Source organism: Paenibacillus sp. FSL L8-0644 (assembly GCF_038008165.1).
Lineage (GTDB): Bacteria > Bacillota > Bacilli > Paenibacillales > Paenibacillaceae > Paenibacillus > Paenibacillus polymyxa_D.
In genome coordinates, this window is record NZ_JBBOYN010000001.1 from 4,294,124 (window position 1) to 4,311,487 (window position 17,364).

General features: G+C 50.7%; 19 protein-coding genes. 1 reads left to right on the plus strand and 18 read right to left on the minus strand.

Translation table 11 applies throughout. The features are described from left to right. Positions 1–108: 108 nt before the first annotated feature. Positions 109–465, plus strand: a complete 357-nt coding sequence (locus tag NSS94_RS19490) for a hypothetical protein (protein WP_239645229.1) — start codon at positions 109–111, stop codon at positions 463–465. On the opposite strand, the gene NSS94_RS19495 is transcribed toward NSS94_RS19490, so the two are convergent. The 18 genes from NSS94_RS19495 to NSS94_RS19580 all read right to left on the minus strand — a co-directional run bounded on the left by NSS94_RS19495 (position 462) and on the right by NSS94_RS19580 (position 16,913). Then, positions 462–1,706, minus strand: a complete 1,245-nt coding sequence (locus tag NSS94_RS19495; RefSeq protein ID WP_341039958.1) for a glycosyltransferase — start codon at positions 1,704–1,706, stop codon at positions 462–464. The two genes, NSS94_RS19490 and NSS94_RS19495, sit on opposite strands and share 4 nt — an antisense overlap. After that, positions 1,690–2,406: a glycosyltransferase gene (locus tag NSS94_RS19500; RefSeq protein ID WP_029518287.1), complete on the minus strand. Its 717-nt coding sequence runs from the start codon at positions 2,404–2,406 to the stop codon at positions 1,690–1,692. The genes NSS94_RS19495 and NSS94_RS19500 overlap by 17 nt, the downstream gene beginning before the upstream one ends. Beyond that, on the minus strand, positions 2,403–3,401 hold the full coding sequence (locus tag NSS94_RS19505; RefSeq protein WP_029518286.1) for an NAD-dependent epimerase/dehydratase family protein: 999 nt from the start codon (positions 3,399–3,401) through the stop codon (positions 2,403–2,405). The genes NSS94_RS19500 and NSS94_RS19505 overlap by 4 nt, the downstream gene beginning before the upstream one ends. Continuing rightward, the gene (locus NSS94_RS19510) at positions 3,362–4,216 is read right to left on the minus strand and encodes a dTDP-4-dehydrorhamnose reductase family protein (protein ID WP_069012647.1); all 855 of its coding nucleotides are present in this window, start codon (positions 4,214–4,216) and stop codon (positions 3,362–3,364) included. The genes NSS94_RS19505 and NSS94_RS19510 overlap by 40 nt, the downstream gene beginning before the upstream one ends. Then, positions 4,213–5,199 (minus strand): polysaccharide biosynthesis protein, encoded by a 987-nt coding sequence (locus NSS94_RS19515; RefSeq protein ID WP_029518284.1) that lies wholly within the window; start codon positions 5,197–5,199, stop codon positions 4,213–4,215. The genes NSS94_RS19510 and NSS94_RS19515 overlap by 4 nt, the downstream gene beginning before the upstream one ends. Then, on the minus strand, positions 5,192–6,283 hold the full coding sequence (gene wecB, locus NSS94_RS19520) for a non-hydrolyzing UDP-N-acetylglucosamine 2-epimerase (RefSeq protein ID WP_029518283.1): 1,092 nt from the start codon (positions 6,281–6,283) through the stop codon (positions 5,192–5,194). The genes NSS94_RS19515 and wecB overlap by 8 nt, the downstream gene beginning before the upstream one ends. 121 nt (positions 6,284–6,404) lie before the next feature. After that, complete coding sequence (locus tag NSS94_RS19525; RefSeq protein WP_029518282.1) at positions 6,405–8,066, minus strand: glycosyltransferase; 1,662 nt, start codon at positions 8,064–8,066, stop codon at positions 6,405–6,407. Positions 8,067–8,126: 60 nt separating this feature from the next. Beyond that, positions 8,127–9,260: a CgeB family protein gene (locus tag NSS94_RS19530; protein ID WP_029518281.1), complete on the minus strand. Its 1,134-nt coding sequence runs from the start codon at positions 9,258–9,260 to the stop codon at positions 8,127–8,129. Between the two features lie 33 nt (positions 9,261–9,293). Continuing rightward, a complete protein-coding gene (locus tag NSS94_RS19535; RefSeq protein WP_029518280.1) occupies positions 9,294–10,385 on the minus strand; it encodes a CgeB family protein in 1,092 nt (363 codons plus the stop codon). A gap of 182 nt (positions 10,386–10,567) precedes the next feature. Further along, positions 10,568–10,927, minus strand: a complete 360-nt coding sequence (locus NSS94_RS19540; RefSeq protein ID WP_039272662.1) for a hypothetical protein — start codon at positions 10,925–10,927, stop codon at positions 10,568–10,570. Continuing rightward, a complete protein-coding gene (locus NSS94_RS19545) occupies positions 10,875–11,225 on the minus strand; it encodes a hypothetical protein (RefSeq protein ID WP_039272663.1) in 351 nt (116 codons plus the stop codon). Before NSS94_RS19545 ends, NSS94_RS19540 begins: the two co-directional genes overlap by 53 nt. Further along, positions 11,225–11,557: a hypothetical protein gene (locus NSS94_RS19550; RefSeq protein WP_029518277.1), complete on the minus strand. Its 333-nt coding sequence runs from the start codon at positions 11,555–11,557 to the stop codon at positions 11,225–11,227. The genes NSS94_RS19545 and NSS94_RS19550 overlap by 1 nt, the downstream gene beginning before the upstream one ends. A gap of 29 nt (positions 11,558–11,586) precedes the next feature. Further along, complete coding sequence (locus NSS94_RS19555; protein ID WP_013311765.1) at positions 11,587–11,874, minus strand: hypothetical protein; 288 nt, start codon at positions 11,872–11,874, stop codon at positions 11,587–11,589. 119 nt (positions 11,875–11,993) lie between these two features. Further along, positions 11,994–13,454 (minus strand): glycosyltransferase family 2 protein, encoded by a 1,461-nt coding sequence (locus NSS94_RS19560; RefSeq protein WP_069012643.1) that lies wholly within the window; start codon positions 13,452–13,454, stop codon positions 11,994–11,996. Between the two features lie 72 nt (positions 13,455–13,526). After that, positions 13,527–14,258: a sugar phosphate nucleotidyltransferase gene (locus tag NSS94_RS19565; RefSeq protein WP_029518275.1), complete on the minus strand. Its 732-nt coding sequence runs from the start codon at positions 14,256–14,258 to the stop codon at positions 13,527–13,529. Beyond that, on the minus strand, positions 14,255–15,055 hold the full coding sequence (locus NSS94_RS19570) for a glycosyltransferase family 2 protein (RefSeq protein ID WP_069012642.1): 801 nt from the start codon (positions 15,053–15,055) through the stop codon (positions 14,255–14,257). Before NSS94_RS19570 ends, NSS94_RS19565 begins: the two co-directional genes overlap by 4 nt. Beyond that, positions 15,052–15,987, minus strand: a complete 936-nt coding sequence (locus NSS94_RS19575) for a glycosyltransferase family 2 protein (protein WP_340956717.1) — start codon at positions 15,985–15,987, stop codon at positions 15,052–15,054. Before NSS94_RS19575 ends, NSS94_RS19570 begins: the two co-directional genes overlap by 4 nt. Continuing rightward, the gene (locus NSS94_RS19580; protein ID WP_029518272.1) at positions 15,984–16,913 is read right to left on the minus strand and encodes a glycosyltransferase family 2 protein; all 930 of its coding nucleotides are present in this window, start codon (positions 16,911–16,913) and stop codon (positions 15,984–15,986) included. The genes NSS94_RS19575 and NSS94_RS19580 overlap by 4 nt, the downstream gene beginning before the upstream one ends. Between the last annotated feature and the right edge of the window lie 451 nt (positions 16,914–17,364).

Below are 17,364 nucleotides of genomic sequence, written 5' to 3' on the forward strand. Positions count from 1 at the left end.
TACAAGCTTTCTTTTCAATAGATTCATAGTATAAAAGCATCCCTTCAAGGGTTATCCAATATTCTGTTTTTTGAGAGGATGATTCGATTGGCTTTTACAACCGGTTATATGACGAACACTAGAGATTTTGGTACTGCCTGCTCCAATGTTGTTGTGAACTTGGTCAATGAGGACACAGTAAATGCGGCAACCGTGACCATCCAAATTTTTTTCTCGCTTGTACCGGATACCAAGACACCACTGTATGTGACATCGGTTAACTTGCCTGCAAACTCCATTGCCCGCCGTACCTTCTTTATACAAGGGGTTCTTGCCTATGAGGTACAATACAACGTGGCCTCCGCTGCTCCAGCGAATGTCGTGCTCTCCAACTTTGGACTGGATCAGTTTGGTAATGTTGTACAGGAGCACCGTGTTCTCCAGTCCGAGCTGACCACAATCCCTGCACTGTCCCCTGTTATTTAAAAGCCACCCTGTTCCAGTGCCTGATGCAATCTGTGGGTGTAATACACGTAATTCCATTCTGGCGGTACGGACTGAACCCCTCGTCCGCTGCCGATGGTGGAATGGTCATCTGTATAGTAGGAAAAGGCATGTGTATCCTGTAATGGGCGCAACAAATCCGTGAGATACAGTAGATCCGTCACGGCAATATAAGGTTTGACACCGAAGCATACAACAAAGCGAGTCGTGGTTTCACCAATAGCCTGAACCAGTGCTTCCTGGATCGAATAATGCTGCCGTGATGTTACGATTAACCGAGGGTCGAGCATCATCGACAGGAAAGCGCTAGCTTCCTGTTCTGGCGTTAAATCCAGCAGCCGTACCACGCAATTGCTGTAGTGCTGCTCCAGCAGATTATCCAGCAATGATTCAGCTTGAGCCATATCCGTGACAGGCATTAAAATCGTCATTTCAAGTGGGATGCCCCGGCGTGCTCTCGCCTCATACTTGGCGATTTGGAATGCGCGCCGCCAGCGTCGGTGCTCCTTTTGGCTGTGTAGGCCGGCCGATACACTAAATGTGGAATTCACCCGGTAATCCATCAGGATCTCCGGGATGAATTTCATATTGCACGTCTCGGTCAGCCGCAGCCAGTAATCATAATCCTCAACGGGTTGCAGCCGATAGCCGCCAATCTGGAGGGCATATTTGCTTTTGTACATAAATGAAACCCCAACAATGCTGGCGTTCAGCAATTCGTGATGTGGCTGACTTTGGTACCGGATCAACGCCTGTTGATGCTGCTCGTCATACAACGGGTTCCCATATGCGTCAACCTGGCGGAAGGTAGAGAACACAAGGCCGAGTGAGTCTGGCCCCTGCTTCAGCTCTTGCCGCAATCGTTCAATAAAGGAAGCATTATAAACATTGTCGCTGGAGACCCAGGTCACATACTTGATCCCAGGATCTTTAAACAACTCATCGAATCCCCGGTTTAGGGCGTGGGATACTCCTTGGTTCTGAGGGAGTGTAACCAACTGAACGCGCGGGTCTCCCATTGCTGCATAGAGCGCTGGCCCCACCATTTCCGGCGCTCCGTCAATAACAATGATGAAGCGAAATCCCCTGTAGCTCTGGGCTAGTACGGATGAGATTGCAGCTTGCAGATAGCCGATATCCTGTTTGTACAGTGGCATAACAATCCCCGTATCTACCATATCAATCCCCCCTGACAGACTTTCGGCTTCATGAGGATAAACCACTCAATACCTGACTGAAGCGATCTCGATAACGTGCTTGGGTGATGTTGTACTCCCGCTCCACAGCGGGCCAATATTTTTTGGTTCCCATTTCATCATGCCAACGGTAGTTAACCAAGGACTCGTTCAGAAAAGGAAATGGATATCCCGCCAGCATCACTCGGTACCACATATCCAGATCATGTGTGTACGGCAGCAATTCATCAAACAAACCGATATGTGCAAACAGCTCCTTTTTAAACATAACCGTGCATCCATTGACCGGATTTCCTTGTTGAAAAAAACGGTAAAACTCCGTCATAGACGGAAACACGGCGGCTGCCTGGTAGCTTGTGACTTGGCTATATTGATTGATGAAATTGAAGTTGGTATGGGAGATGTACGCACCGTTTTCCACCATAAAAGAAACCTGATTGTTAATTTTATCCCTATGATAGGTATCGTCGGAACTGAGCCACGCAATATAATCGCCACTGGCATGTCGGATACCATGATTCAGAGCGCTGGCTGTTCCACCATTGGATTTCCCTAAATAATGTATATAAGGAAGATAGGCCTGAAGCATATCAACATGTTCCGTGGAGCCGTCATCGACGACAATAATCTCGAGTGGGCCATAAGTTTGCTCTAGTGCACTTTGCAAAGCCTGATCCACATATGCACAGTTATAAAAGGGAATGACGATCGTTACTTTCGGTCTCATATCGTTCCTTCCTTTCCGGCTCGGCGGTATTGAATCATATCCTCCAGAGATTGCCTCAGCTGTATGGTCGGCTTCCAGCCCATGTCCTCCAGCTCTTTCGCACGGTATGCCTCGGTAGATGCTGACTCTGCCACATCCCCCCATTGTATGGGAATAGATGTTTTGGCCAGCGCAACCATACGTTCCACGATATTGCCCAGTTCCACAATGCGGCCTGTGCAGACCGAGTACACTCGGCCTGGCACACCCTGTTCCAATAGCACACCGTATGCGCGAACGGCATCACGAACGTCGAGAAAATCACGTTGCGCATGTCGGGAAGATACCCGGAACGGGACAGTTTCAGTTGCGGACTGCCCCTCCCTACGTTCCGTCTGAACGATATACCCCGCGAGTAATGCACAAAATCCGGTAGATGGACCCGGACCGATCAAGTTGCAAGGCTCTGCCAGCATGACGGATTGTTCGAACAGCGCGCCCCACGAGAGCGCGACTGCCTCTTGAAGGCTTTTGCTAAGGCTGTATGGATGTGTTGGATGATACGGAGCCTGCAAAGCCGTCTTTAGCCGAGAACCCGCCACGACAATTCTGGCTTTGGGGAAAGGTCGCAGTACATCGAGCAGATACAGGGTGGACAGTACATTGGATTCCATGTATAGCAGGGGACTCTCCCAAGATTCAGGGACGGAATTTTTACCACCCAGGTGAAGCACATAATCCGGAGCAATCTGTCTAATTACTTCGCCCAGACGTTTCTTGTCGAGCAAGTCACACACATAAGGCGTAATACAGTTGCGAGTCTCCGCCTCTGGGCTGTTATTTTCATCATCGCGAGCCAGTAAGATCAGTTCTGAGACGGAAGCGGCAGTGCGAGTCAGCGCCGCTACCTCCCAGCCGAGCTTTGCAAAATGGCGGCAGGCATGCATCCCGGTATAGCCCGCCGCTCCGGTAATGACTATGACAGGCCGACGTTGTTCCGCTGTGCTTCCGTCCATTCCAGCAGCTCCTTCAGCATGATGCTGTAGTGAGGAACATCGTAGAGCAGATCGGCCCGGGTAGAACGAAGCGTCCGGTCCTGCACCGGCTCATCTTTCGGCACGATCCGAATATCCTCCCTATTCCAGATATCTTTGAACAGCAGCAGCAAATCGTGCTTGCTGATCGGTTCAGGGTGAACCAGATGAATGAGTCCGTCCAGCGGCTCATTCATCTGCACCTGTATCGCCTTTGCTAATTCCAGCGTCGTAACCCCGTTCCAAAAGACCCGGCGATACCCGTTAACGTCTCCGCTCTGCTGCAAGAACCAGTGCAGCAGACCAATGCCACTGGGCCGAATTTCCGGCCCGATAATGGAGGTACGGATAGTCAGATGCCCTGCGGCCTTTACTTCTCCGAGTATTTTCGTCAAAGCATAGGCACTTGTCCCATCGGGTTGATCCGTCTCCTTATATAAACCAGGTACCCGATTTCCCTCGAATACGCAATCCGTGCTGATATGAACCAATCGGGCACCGATACTGTCCGCTGTCCGCCGGAGAAGATGTGGCAGCAACCCATTAATTTGGTATGCTGCAATTTGATCCTCCCCGGCATGCTGATTCAGTACACCTACCGCGTTAATAATAACGTCTGGCCGTACACTCCGTACCAGCTGCTCCACCATAAAGCTGTCCTTTACATCCAGCAGCAGACCACCTTTATTTTCGGGATCACGGGTGGTGTAGAACACGTTATACCCGCTCTGGTTTTGGAAATACTTCACCAGAACATGGCCCGCCATGCCGTTACCACCCAAAATAAGCAGCTTCATTTGATGAACCCCCCGCTTTGGAGAATGCTGCGAATCTCCTCTTTCGACATCAAATTAAACTCCGAACTAAAGCTGCTGAATGACACGGGAGGGCACTGATTATAGCGGTCCTTTAATTGAGGAATATTCAGCGTTGGGAGAATGACCAAATATTGCTCGTCATAGACTACCGTCGTCAGGCTTTCAAAATCGCTCATCAAAATCTCATGAATTTTCTCACCGGGACGCACACCTTTTTCTACAATTTCTACGTTTTCCACACCTGAATCCTCAATGAGCACCTCAGCCAAGTCCAAAATACGGCAGGTTGGCATGGTCATGATAAAAATTTCCCCGCCAACACTTTCCACCGAGGCTTTGAACAGGAGACTGATCGCATCACGCAAGGTTAGGAAGAAGCGCGTCATGTTCATATCTGTGATCGAAACCTTGCCCTTTTGGCGAATCTGGCTTTGGAACAGATGCACCACGCTTCCGTTTGTGCCCAAAACATTACCGCCGCGCACCGTCACGAAACGTGTATCGCTATTCAGCAGATTGGCGTAAACAATCAGTTTTTCTCCTATTGCCTTCGTCATGCCGTAAAAATTGGACGGATTCGCGGCCTTGTCGGTCGATATATAAATGACTTTCTTGACCTGATTAACGACAGCGGCCTCGATTACGTTTTGAGTGCCTACGACATTGGTTTTGAGTGCCTCGTAGGGCTGATCCTCACAGACGGGTACGTGCTTGAGCGCTGCCAAATGAAATACATAGTCCACTCCTTGACAAGCGGTAGTCAGCGCATCCTTATCCCGAATATCTCCAATACAGAAGCTGAGTCGTTCATCCTCAAACTGCCTGTTCATGGCAACCTGACTGGATTCTCCGCGTGAAAAGATAATGACCTCTTTGGGGTTACGCGGCAGTAACTGGGCAACCAGCTCATGCCCCCAGGAGCCGGTACCGCCGGTAACCAAGATACGTTGGTTTTCAAACATGCCGTTTCCCTCCAAGCAGAAATTTAACTACCTTATCCGACACATCTTCCACCAGATAGCCCGCGGGACATTGCCACTTATGGGTCATCCCGGTCATTATGGCTACCGCGTTTGCTATAATCTCGCCATCAAGGCCGGACACGATATTGCTGCCGCAATCTACCGTTTCCGGCCGTTCAGTCGTCCGGCGCATCGTAACCGTCGGCACCCCCATGACACAGCATTCTTCCTGTACGGTACCACTGTCTGTCAAAGCGCAGCGGGCATGCCGCTCCAGCAGAACGAAGTCAAAAAAACCGAACGGTTCGTGAAATTCCACTAGCGGATCAAGCTGGATCGGCGGATGGCTTGCGATCCGGGCGGCAGTCCGGGGATGAATACTGCAAATGACCCGCTGCCCGAACTGCTGGGCTACCCGGTTAAGACCATCTAAAATAGCCAGCAAATGCGGTGGATGGTCGACATTTTCGGCTCTGTGGGCAGTGACCAGGAAATATTCTCCCGGCGACAGTCCCAATTTTTTCAAAATCCCACTACCGGTTACTTCTTTCTCATAGTGCTGCATTACTTCGTAGATCGGATTTCCAGTCAGTATGATTCGTTGGCTTGGGAAGCCTTCGCGTAGTAGGTGCTGCTTGCTTTGCTCCGTATAAGGCATATTAATGGTAGATATCGCATCAATGACACGCCGGTTCTTCTCCTCCGGCACATCCAGATCATAACAGCGGTTCCCCGCCTCCATATGCACGACCGGATAACCCATACGTTCCGCAAGTAAGGCACATAGAGCGCTGTTCGTATCACCGAGCAATAGCACATGATCGGGGCGTTCCTTGTTTAAAATATCCTCCATCTGCGAGTACATGGCGGACAACTGTTTGCCCAGTGTCCCCGCTTTCTCCTGAAGTACATAATCCGGGGCACGCAGTCCCAGTTCGCGAAAGAACTGCCCGCTCAGGCTTTCGGTGTAATTTTGGCCCGTATGCACAAGCACATGTTCATCTGCATGGCGGTCTAGCTTCGGAATGATCAGGCTGAGCCGTATAATCTCCGGTCTTGTGCCGAGCACGGTCAATATTTTCATGGTTTTGGAACCCACCTTTGCTGTCGTTGTTTCATTGAATTGTGGCGTTCAATGAAGGATAGCCATCCAGCAGACTGGCTGTGCTCCAGCTTAACGTTCATCTCAAAGGTCCGGCGTAGGTTCACCCGGACCGTTGTTTTGTATGCTGTCCAGCCTTGAGTGTGACTCGCTTCGGTTTGTGCGCGTTGTGTCGCCGTGACCGGTGCTTGATTTTCCGCTTGAGCTTCTGTCTGGACTTGGTTTTCGGATAAAGTCCCTTCGACAACGGGAACCCGTGAATTTTCTTAAGGCGACTCTTGCCGCCGCTTCTCTTATACCTGCGATTCCGAAGTCTGGTACGCTTGCGGCCCTTTGGCCATCTCGCCCGAATACTACGCTTGCCGCGGGGCAATTCGGGTGGTGACTCAGGTAAAGGGGGTGCTGGTTGTGGCAAGCCCTGAATGGCTGCATATTCGATTGGCGGCAGACCCAGCACAGGCAGCTGACACACCACCGATTCAGGAAATTCTCGAATCGTGCTGGTATAACCCTCCGGTATAGCGGTGACCTGACGCAGCCCTTCGCCTTCCCTCGTCCATACAGGTCCACCCGGCTGCTGAATCAACGGGAACCAATGCGGATGATGACATACCCATTGACTGACCATGAGGTGCATACTGCTTCGGTAGGAATCAGGTCCGTATACACGTGTAGCTGCACTGTTGTTACGGACACCAATCCGTTCCACTTCCTCGGGATGATCGAGCAGATAGCCCACTTTTTGCGCCAGCATGTCGCTGTTGCCCGGCTCTACCAAAAAATCTGTATTTCCGGTAGCCTCCATCAATTCCACAAGTCCACCCTGCGCAAAGGCTACCACGGGCTTACCGTAAACTAGCCCTTCCAGGGCGGTCAGACCAAAGCCTTCTTCCACCATACTTGGGATCACAACAATATCCATTGCGCTATAGGCCGTTGACACGGATTCCTCGAATGAATTGAACTGGAAGCGGCGGCTATAACGAGATTGGCGGATTAAAGAGACACATTTTACGTAATATTCCGAGTCCACCGAGCTGCCGATGATCCAGAAACGACACCGCGAATTGGTTTCGCACAGCTTTAGAGCCATTTGGACAAAAGGTAACAGCCCTTTGGCTTCGTAGATAAAGGAAGAAATATAACCAATGCAAATATGAAAATCCCGCAGCCCCAGTTTTTCACGTTTCCTTTTCCGTTCCAGCACATGCTCTCTGGGAGACGGCATATCCATATCCCGGCAGGGAGACAACACCGTATGCGGACGTGTCAGTCCCCCACCATGCAAAGGACGCATTACAGCTTGAGAAATGCCGATGACCCATTGGCTATAGCGCTCAATGATAGAAACAGAAACTGGCGTATGCGCATTCTGGTTAATGACTTCGGTAATTTTCCAGATCACCGGAATATTAAGCTCATGGGCAGCCATTGCAGGCATGACGTTCACACAGGTATTGACCAGCACCACATCAGGTCGAGCATGCCGAAGCATCTGGAACAACGGTGCATACGCCACATGGGTCCGCAAATTCTCCGCATCCTGCGCCAATCCCTCATATGGGGTATACATGCCATGCAGCATGAACAGATTCTGTGTCAGAACGGTGATTCCGCGCTTGCGGGCCATTGAGGTCAGCCGCCCTTCACCAGGCGTTACGAGAATACAATCGAAGTACGTACGCATATCTAGACAAAATTGCAATAGCAGCTTCTCGGCCCCCGTAATACTGCGGACGTTGCTAACATGGCTGAATAACATCATTTTCGGCTTGATCGGAGTTCACCTCCTTTAAAATAGCAACCACCGGACGTGTGAATCACCTTATGGAAATATGACCGACAACAGTTGGTCAATCCGGTGACCATACGTGTGCTCCCGCAGGGTTCGTTCCAGAGCACGCAGAGCAATCTCACGACGCTCCTTTTCATGCGTCAAATAAAACTCAACCTTCTCCAGCAGTTCCTGCTGAGAGCTGTAGGTCTCTATCTCTTCCCCTGGCTTGTAAAAACGAGCCAGATCATCTCTTGTATCTGTCAGTTGCAACGTGCCACTGGCAGAAATTTCAAACGTACGCGGATTGGGCGAAGCCCCCGGAATTTTCAGTGAGTTGTTGTTCACCGAATCATCCTGATGGGAACGATGAAGATTAATTACGATTTTGCTGCCGTTGTACGAATCATTGGTCTCGCCCGGAGACATCCAGCGACCCAGCTCAATTTTGTCGCCATACGACTGATAATCTGGGAGACGATCCCACCAGATTCCGTTGATTTTAATGTTACGAGCCATGAGCTGCGGCATAATCGGATTAAAGAAATAGATGCGGTTCCAGTAGGCTGAGCCTGTAAACCCAATCTCACGTCGTACCGAAGCGGGCGAGCTGAGGGGGAAATAGTGAGTCAGAAATGCTCCAAAGGGCAAATAGTGCACAGACGTGCAACCCAACTGACGGTACAGCTCCATGCAGTTCATTTCTAACGTGAACACATAATCATAATTCGTAACGATTTTGGTCGTCGTGTCGGTGTAATATGGATCGTCCGTTAGCCAGATGGCGGTGGGGATGCCCAACTGGCGTACCGCAGTAACCTGCTCCAACGGAAGATCCATTCCATCCAGTGCCAGCATCAGATTCGGACGGAGCTGAGCGGCAATATCTCCTACCGGCTGACGTGGGTCTGTTACGGTAACCTGAGCCGTCATGCTCTGCAATGTGGTAATGACCGCCTCATCCAGCGGAGAATACGGAAGGCCTTTGCCTGAGACGACATACAGTACATGGATCTGTCGAAAAGGGAAAACTGCTTTCATCCGCGCAACAATTGCGTTAGCACGGCCGCGCAGATATCCTTCGTCGTATCCGTCATGCAATCCCGCAGTTCTCCCCTTTTCCCAGGAGGCTGCCGCCGTCTGGTGAACAGCCGGGTCATACGGTCCTGTCGTAGATATCGTCATCACTTTCACTCCTCACTGTTTATGGTGTTTACTTTAGGCCATCGCCTTGTCCAGCAGTTCTTCCATGCGATTGGAGTACATATGCTTTTGCATAGTCGTGTACAATGCGCGCCAGGCCATGCGTTCGCGTTCCCAATCATGCTTGAGATAGTAGTCCAGCTTCACTTTCAATTCATCTGCTCCAGAGAAAGTTTCAATGTCATAGCCTGGTCGGTAATAACGGCTCAAATCCTTCCGAACATCCGTCATTTGAAGCGTGCCGCAAGCAGAAATTTCATATGTCCGAGGATTGATGGACTCCGCTGAAAGCTGGTGTGTATTCCGATTATCCAGTCCGGGGTCTGTCGGGCGGTGCATATTGATGACAATTTTAGAGCCGTTATAATATTGAGCGGTCTCTTCCGGTTCCATAAAACCCGGACGGATAAAGCGTTCCAGCACATCCCGCCGGGTCAGCCGATCCCAGTGCCCACCTACGATCAGCACTCTTTTGTCCGCCAAGAAGGGAGCTAGGTGGTCGAATAGCTTCACACGGTTCCAGAAGGCATTTCCAATGAAGCAAATATCATGCTGATGCTCCCGCTCTACCCGCCGAGGATAAAAGATACGAGCTGACGCAGCCAGCGGCAAATAGTGAACCCTCGTTACTCCCTGATCGCGATAAAACGGCAGGCAAGAAATTTCGTGCGTAAATACGACATCGTAGGATTGACAGATCAACGCCGTATCCTCCGTAAAGTAAGGATCATCTACAAACCATATGGCCGTCCGAATGCCTAGGGCTCGTATTTGCTGTACCTGCTCCAGATGATCCGCCGGAAAAACATGCAGCCCGTTCATGACCAGCACGAGGTCTGGACGTTGAGCCTCGGCGTCAGCTAGCATCGTAGCAGGCGTACCGATGGCGCATGAGCTGCATATTTGGCCTAATGCTTCTTGCACACCTGTGTCTATAGCTGCGAAACCTTGCGGAATATACAACACTTTCAAATGACGAACAGCAGGCTGTATGGCCACGACCTGTGACAGAGCAGCCGTGCAACCGCCCATTCTGCGTCCTTCCCGATAGCCGCATCGGTACGCTTCGCGTTCATTTCCGCTTTGTTGATCGTTCACATCCTTCACCCTGTCCTGTTGTAGGATAAACTTCTGTCACTCCTAAACTATATGCGGAGGGGTCAAACGCATCATGGACGACTGCCACTGCCCGGACAAAATTGGCGTTTGCCCGTCCAACTGCCGAACCGCAAATAACCCCGAAGCTGTGTAGCTTCGGGGGGTTAGCTGTCATGGATGTTCTGCATAGTTTACTGAGCCTTGTAAGCGACCTGGTGTCCATCTTCATAACCTTTGGCAAAGCCTGAATTGAAACCCTCGTTGTAAGCTGCATCATACCCCTGCTGAAATGCCTGCGGATCATGCTCCAATGCAACAGTCCCGGGCTGTGGATTCTCCGCAGAAGGGACTGCCACCGGGTTAGCTTGAGGTTTTTTTCGCCGCCGCAAAAGAGGATGTCTTCTACGTGCAGAATGATGTCCTCTTTTACGGCGTCTTAGAGCAAGCAGACGTCTTCTTCTCCGTTTTAATCTGCGAATGCTGGAACGCCGGGCATCTTTACGTCTTTTGCGGGCTTTTTCCCGAGTGGCGCGTTCCCACCTTGTGCTCATTTTCATTCCTCCTTTGCTTTCTCGTGGTGGTTTCATTTTTCTGAACAGGCACATGGAGCCACGGCTTCGTCGGTTTTCCATATACCTGTCGTCTTAATGGAATACCCGCCAACATTTGCGTGATTTCGCCCTGGTAGTTGCTGAGTATACGAATGGTTTCTTCCAGACGGGTAGCCGACATATCCGCATGGGGCGTCAAGTCCGCAAGACTGGTCAGCATCCGGGCAACGGCGTGCTGGCTGGCAGCAATAGACTCCATTATATCCAGCTTGATCTCACGTTCACGCCTCATGCTCATTAGTTCATATCCCCCGAGCCCATGCCTCCCATCATCCCTTCCATGCCGCCACCCTGCTGCTCATCCTGATCCAGCAATGCTTTGAGATTGCTGCAAAGACCAGTCTGAAGCCGCGTTAATCCCTCCAGCATTTCCACCATTTGCTCGTGAATCTCCAAAGGTCGCCCCAGCTGTTCTTCATCGGTGTCAAAGGCGTGGGGCGCCAGATGGTTCAGCGCCCAATTACGCACTTTTTCTGCTTCGACCGCCTTGGCCTCCAGGATCATAGACACATTCCGCTGCATTTTGGAGGCCGCGTCCAGCATGTGAATCATTGCTTGTTCCCTACTCATGTGTTCACTCCCTGCCCTCGGTTGTTACGTTACTCCTCTTCCGGGTATGCCGTTTCCTTCACGACACGAACGAGCATTTCAGCCATTGCTTCCTGAAGATCGGCAATGCCGTTCAGATAGGCCACAATGCTTTTGTTTACTTGTCCCGAGCTGTCGAGAATGCCCGGAATTCCGTCAAAACGCGGCTCCTCATCTGGCAGTTCATGTATGATCTGCGCCATGCGCACAACCACCTGCCGTTCCGCATCCAACAACCTTGACATCTGCTGCTGCGAGTGCGAAATGTGGATCAGCAAATCATCTAACTCGTTATGCATAAGCCCCTCCTTTATGTGCTCCGCCGTGCGGAACGCACGAATTACCTACGGGCTTTCCGCTACTACAGCGTATGCCGCAGCGAGTAGTCGGTTCCGCCTAAAAGCGCCTATTCAGATCATTACAGATGCCCGTGCAGCACCGGTGGAGCAATAATAGGCTGCTTCTCCGGCAATGCCGACAATTCTTCAGAGGACAAAAATTGAATTGGATAGTCCTCAGCCCGCCAACTCATCACAGCGTAGAGGGTAAGGAATGGTCTTTTCCAACCGTTGCCGATTTGGTACAGTTGCCCACCTTCAGCATACAGTAACTCGATCCATCGCCTACGTTGGGCCGGGATATGAAGTGTGGGAAGCATGGACATGTTCCCCAGCTCAGGAGCCGCCAGCACAGGCAAGGGTTCCTCTGGCGACTCAGCTACAGGTGCATCAGTGCTGCCGGAAACTGTGACCTCCGGCTTCCCTACCAAGGGAAGTGCCAACAAGTCCAGCTGAGACAATCTGACAGGGCGCACGTTTTCACCTCCCGCAGCACTGACTCCATGCAAATACCGCCTTCTTCCCGATTCTAACCGAAATACTACACCGGACGGTCCCTGAACAACCGCTCCGATGGGGTAAAAGCTTGCCGCTGATACGTGTGTTTCCTTACCTGTTGAGATCTGGTCGTCCGTCTCCGCTGTACTGAATTTCAGGTTGTGGAACAGCTTATCCGCGTCCCCCCACTTTTGTACAAAAAAGGATCGGTTCCGGCTGCTTTCCTCCATTGAACCGCTTGTTTCGGTCGTTAGAGGAAAACCATACACCGTATCCCGATCTCTTTCTTCATAATGGATAAAAGCATCTCCGGCAATTGCCATACGTATCCCCAACAAACGCACACGCAGTAGCCAATCTGCATGGGCCTCCTCAATACTGTGGCAGCCTTCGTCCCAGTAGCCCGTTTTTTTCAGTGTCTCTCTGCGCAGCAATAAACAAAATCCAGCCAAGCTTTCGGTCTCTCGCCATGCATCCGGTTTGGGAACATTGAAGGTCATGGCAAATTGACGTGCTCCATTTTCGTTCATATCAGGAACCTCGATCTGCTGTTCTTTGAATGGACCATTCGTTACAGGCCCAACAACACCCATACGCGGATCGCTGTGTAAACACCCTAACAACCGATCCAACCAGCCGGGGGTCACCATGGAGTTTTGATCCAGTACCACAATAGTTGTTCCTTTTGCCATCATCAGCCCCTGATTCAGGCTACCTATCATTTGCACATCCTTTTTTAACAGCGCATAACGCACAGCGATGCTTTTACGGAGCAAATAGGTGGATGTCCCGTCCGTCGAGCCGCAGTCCACTACAATAATTTCGTGAGGATGGCTCGTATTCTCCTCAATACGGTGAATGCATGCACGGAGCTGTTGAAGCTGATTGCAGGACGGAATGATAATACTGACGCCTTCAAAAACCTTGCCGAACGAAGCCTGACCCAACCTGTTACCTTGCTCCTGGCCCCTTTTATATCCTGACCAGTAGCCTTTCTTTCCGAGCCGCTTGCTGTGTTTCCTTTGCATATTCAGGCGTTTCATGCCGTTCACTCCTCCGGGTGGCATTATGCCTATACTATATGCCTGGCCCGGTAGGATGGTGTTTCATTGAGATCAAGGTAGAAGTCCTTTCATTTTCAATCCAGCTTCCTGAAGGGAATCGAAGGTTCCTGCGTCGCTCCAATAACGCCGTAAAATATCATATTCCAGCTTGCCTTCAGCGGCATAACAGTTGTTAACATCCGTGATCTCAAGCTCACCACGTGCCGAAGGTGTAATTTGCCGGATCTTATCGAACACGGCAGTATCGTACATATAGATACCCGTAACGCAGTATTTGGATTGGGGATGCTGTGGCTTTTCTTCAATCCGCGTAATGCTCTCCGGACGCTCAGGATCAAACACGGGTACCCCGTAACGACGAGCATCTGCCACCTTTTTCAACAACACTCTGGCGCTCCCCGGGGGCTGTTGCTTGAATCGTTCGATCACAGGTCCCAAGTCTTCCTTGAACAAATTATCACCTAACAAAACAGTGAATTTCTCTTCTGCCTGCATATAGCTTCTTGCCAGTTCGAGTGCTTCTGCAATGCCGCCCGCCTTTTCTTGAATCCGGTAGGTCAGTTGGACACCATAATCACTGCCACTGCCCAAAAAATCGGTATACAGCCCGGCCGATTGTTTACCAATAATAATAAGCATATCGGTGATTCCAGCCTGTCGCAGCCTCTCGATACCATATACGATCATGGGATACTTGCCGACCGGAAGCAGATGCTTGTTGAGTAATGTAGTCAACGGATGAAGGCGCGATCCGGTTCCTCCTGCGAGAATAACCCCTTTCATATCTTCCTTCCTCCTTCGACAGCATGTTCAGTGCATACAACCCCAGCGTTTCCAGTTTCGATGAACATTCTGGGATCTATGCTCCATTTCTCTATAAATAAACGATAGTTCCGCTCGATCAGCTCTTCGATCCAGGAAGTTTCCGAGCGTGAGAAGCTCGCATTCCCCTCGTGATAGACAAAACAGTCGTTGCACATGAGCAGCTTGTAGCCATGCACACGTGCGCGCAGACAATAATCGTCATCCTCATAATGTCCGGGACTGAACCGTTCATCCAGCAATCCGATCCGTTCCATCAGATCACGCCGGAATAACAAACAAAATCCGACCAACCGCTTAACCTCCTGCCACCTGGAGGGATTACTTACATTATTCTGCTCCGCATATCTCAGACAGCTGGCCAAATCTCCTTCCAAGCCGTGTATCTGCTGAATACCGCTGACGCAATTCGTCACCGGTCCCACCAATCCCACGATGCTTTCGCTCTGCAATGCGGCCAACATATTCGATAGCCATCCCCGCGTAACCGTCACATCATTGTTTAAAATAACGAACTGATCACCCGAAGCCAGCCGGAGCCCCATATTACATGCTGCTGGAAAGCCCCTGTTTTCAGGAAGACGTATGCTGATCAGCCGCTCGGATGCGCAAAAATCATCCGTTCCGTCATTCGAAGCGTTGTCCACAACAATGATTTCATACGGTACATCTATCGTATGTGTCCGAATCGCCTCAATACACGGCTTTAACAGATGCAGGCCGTTATAAGTCGGAATAATGATGCTCGTCAGACTCATTGTGCATTCCTCCCTTTGGCAACGTCTACCCGTGTTGGAACAGGCCCGAGCGGGGAATACCCGGCTACCTGAAACACAGCTGTCAGTGCCTCTGCATGATCACCGACGATCAACTGTTCCATAGCGTTCCCTTTGCCAACATTGAAGGTCCGCTTACGGTTTGTTTTAATGACATCGACAGCATGTACTGCCGCCACGATCATGCCATACAGAATTGCCATGGCGTGGGCTTTTGGCGGTACGGCAAGCACGGCTGAGCCAAGCTGATCCAGTAAACGCCGAGATAATGCATGCGGTACGGCGGTCAATGAGCTTGCTCCCAGATCCGGCCTGCGCAGTACGCGATTCAGGAATGCTTTGCACCGTGTCACGCTGTCTTGCTGGGCATAGGGGGGCAAATGTCTGCCCAGATCATTAAGCGCGACATCCGTTCCCTGATCCACCGCGTGGAGAAAAGGCAGCAAATCAGATCCCGAAATCGGCAAATCTCCGTCCACGAACAGCACAATATCAGCCTGCGTCATACGCGCGCCTACTGCACGGCCAACATCATGCCCCAGTCGATCGGGCACGTTGACGAGAGTCACATTAGGATGATGTTTGGCTACGGTGGAGCGCGTGCCGTCCGTGCAGCCGTTCAATACGACAATGATATCCGTAAGCGGAAGTTTTTCCAGCTCGCTCAGCACCCGGTCAATCGTTGACTCTTCATTACAGGCGCTGACCACGGCCGCTGCGGTTCCCTGTAATACAATATCTCCCGGAACTTCGCGTTCCACAGGTGGAGTCACTTCGGTCATTCCTGTTGCCCGAGGTGTGGGCTTTCTCACCCTACGGCTATGCATTGAAGTCGTCGTTCCTCGTTTTCGCTGAACACGTCTGATCCCCCAGCTCGGTTCTTCACGCTTCCCTCTGCGATACGGTCTACTCACAGTTTCACCTCGTCTCTGATCCGTTTGCGCTCCAAATCCGTAAAGCCTGCACGCGTTCCCAGATGCGATGTAAGCCAGGCAATGGCATCCAGATGATCCTGAACAATTACACCTGCCAGCGGGTCCTTGCCGTTCTGTTTTTTACGTGTCGCATTTATTTTACCGACAGCTATTCCATATACAGTCACCACTCGTAACCCGGAAGCGATGGACATAGCTTGAAATAAGGGAGGTTTCTCCAAGGGCTTTGGACCTATTTTATTTAGAGCCTTTTGACTAATGGCGTGTGGAATGCCAGTCATAGACGCTCCCCCTAAATCAGCACGATTCGACAAGATATTCAATACATGCTTTGCCTCCACTACAGGATGTACGGGCGTACGATTCACAGGTCCATGGTAATCATTCAGCACCACATCCGCCCCTGCACATATGGCGTGTATAAACGGCCGGAGTCTAACGCAGGGAATGACGATATCCCCATCCAGGAAAAGCAGGATCTGTCCGGATGCCGCCTCCGCTCCAACACGACGGCCAACATCATGTCCGAGCGGTTCCGGGAAAGAAAGTACACGAGCTCCCGCCGCTGCTGCCACCTTCGCCGTTCTATCGTGTGATCCGTTCTCAACGACGATAACCTCTGTATGTGGATGGACACGGCGCGCCTCGCGAATCACAGCTCCGATTGTTTTTTGCTCATTCATGGCCGGAATAATGACAGATACGAAAAACTTTCCCACTGATGACGGTCCAGATGGTCGCTCTTCGCCGATCTGTGCCCCTCTCTCCGTGTCGAGTACCTCCCTCATGGCAGGGGTCTTATGCATGTTCGGCATTCGTAACGGCAGCCACATCTTAGAATGATAGTATGCGCCGGAATGCCGCCTCCGTTTGATCTTGTATCCAGCTCTTCCCTGCTTCTTCATGCTCCCGTCTCACCTCCCTTCCTGCTGTATAGATGGACAGCATGATTAGGACAGTTCAACATAACCTATGCGGTCCAAAAGCCGTGTGTAACGGCAAGCGTGGAGTCTTTTCGACATAGCAATTTTCGACTTTATTTTACATAACTTATTAATCCTATTAAATAAGTGAGTTATTAGGGTCTAAAGATTCATTTTGGATAAATTTGTGACATAGATCTTCTCGTCTGTCATTCTCTGTGCTAATATCAGAGCCAGATGATGGGAGTTCAAAAAATCAACATTAGTTTTTTTTGCATAAGTCATTCTTTTCCATTATCCACCATTATTCTATTTTCTTTATATACGACAGGAAAGGAGGAGTTTGTCACCTTTTTAGGCCACATGCTTCATACTGCAGTACCCTCTTTTCACGTACGCTTCATGAAAAACACTTCGGTATTTCTCTTCATGT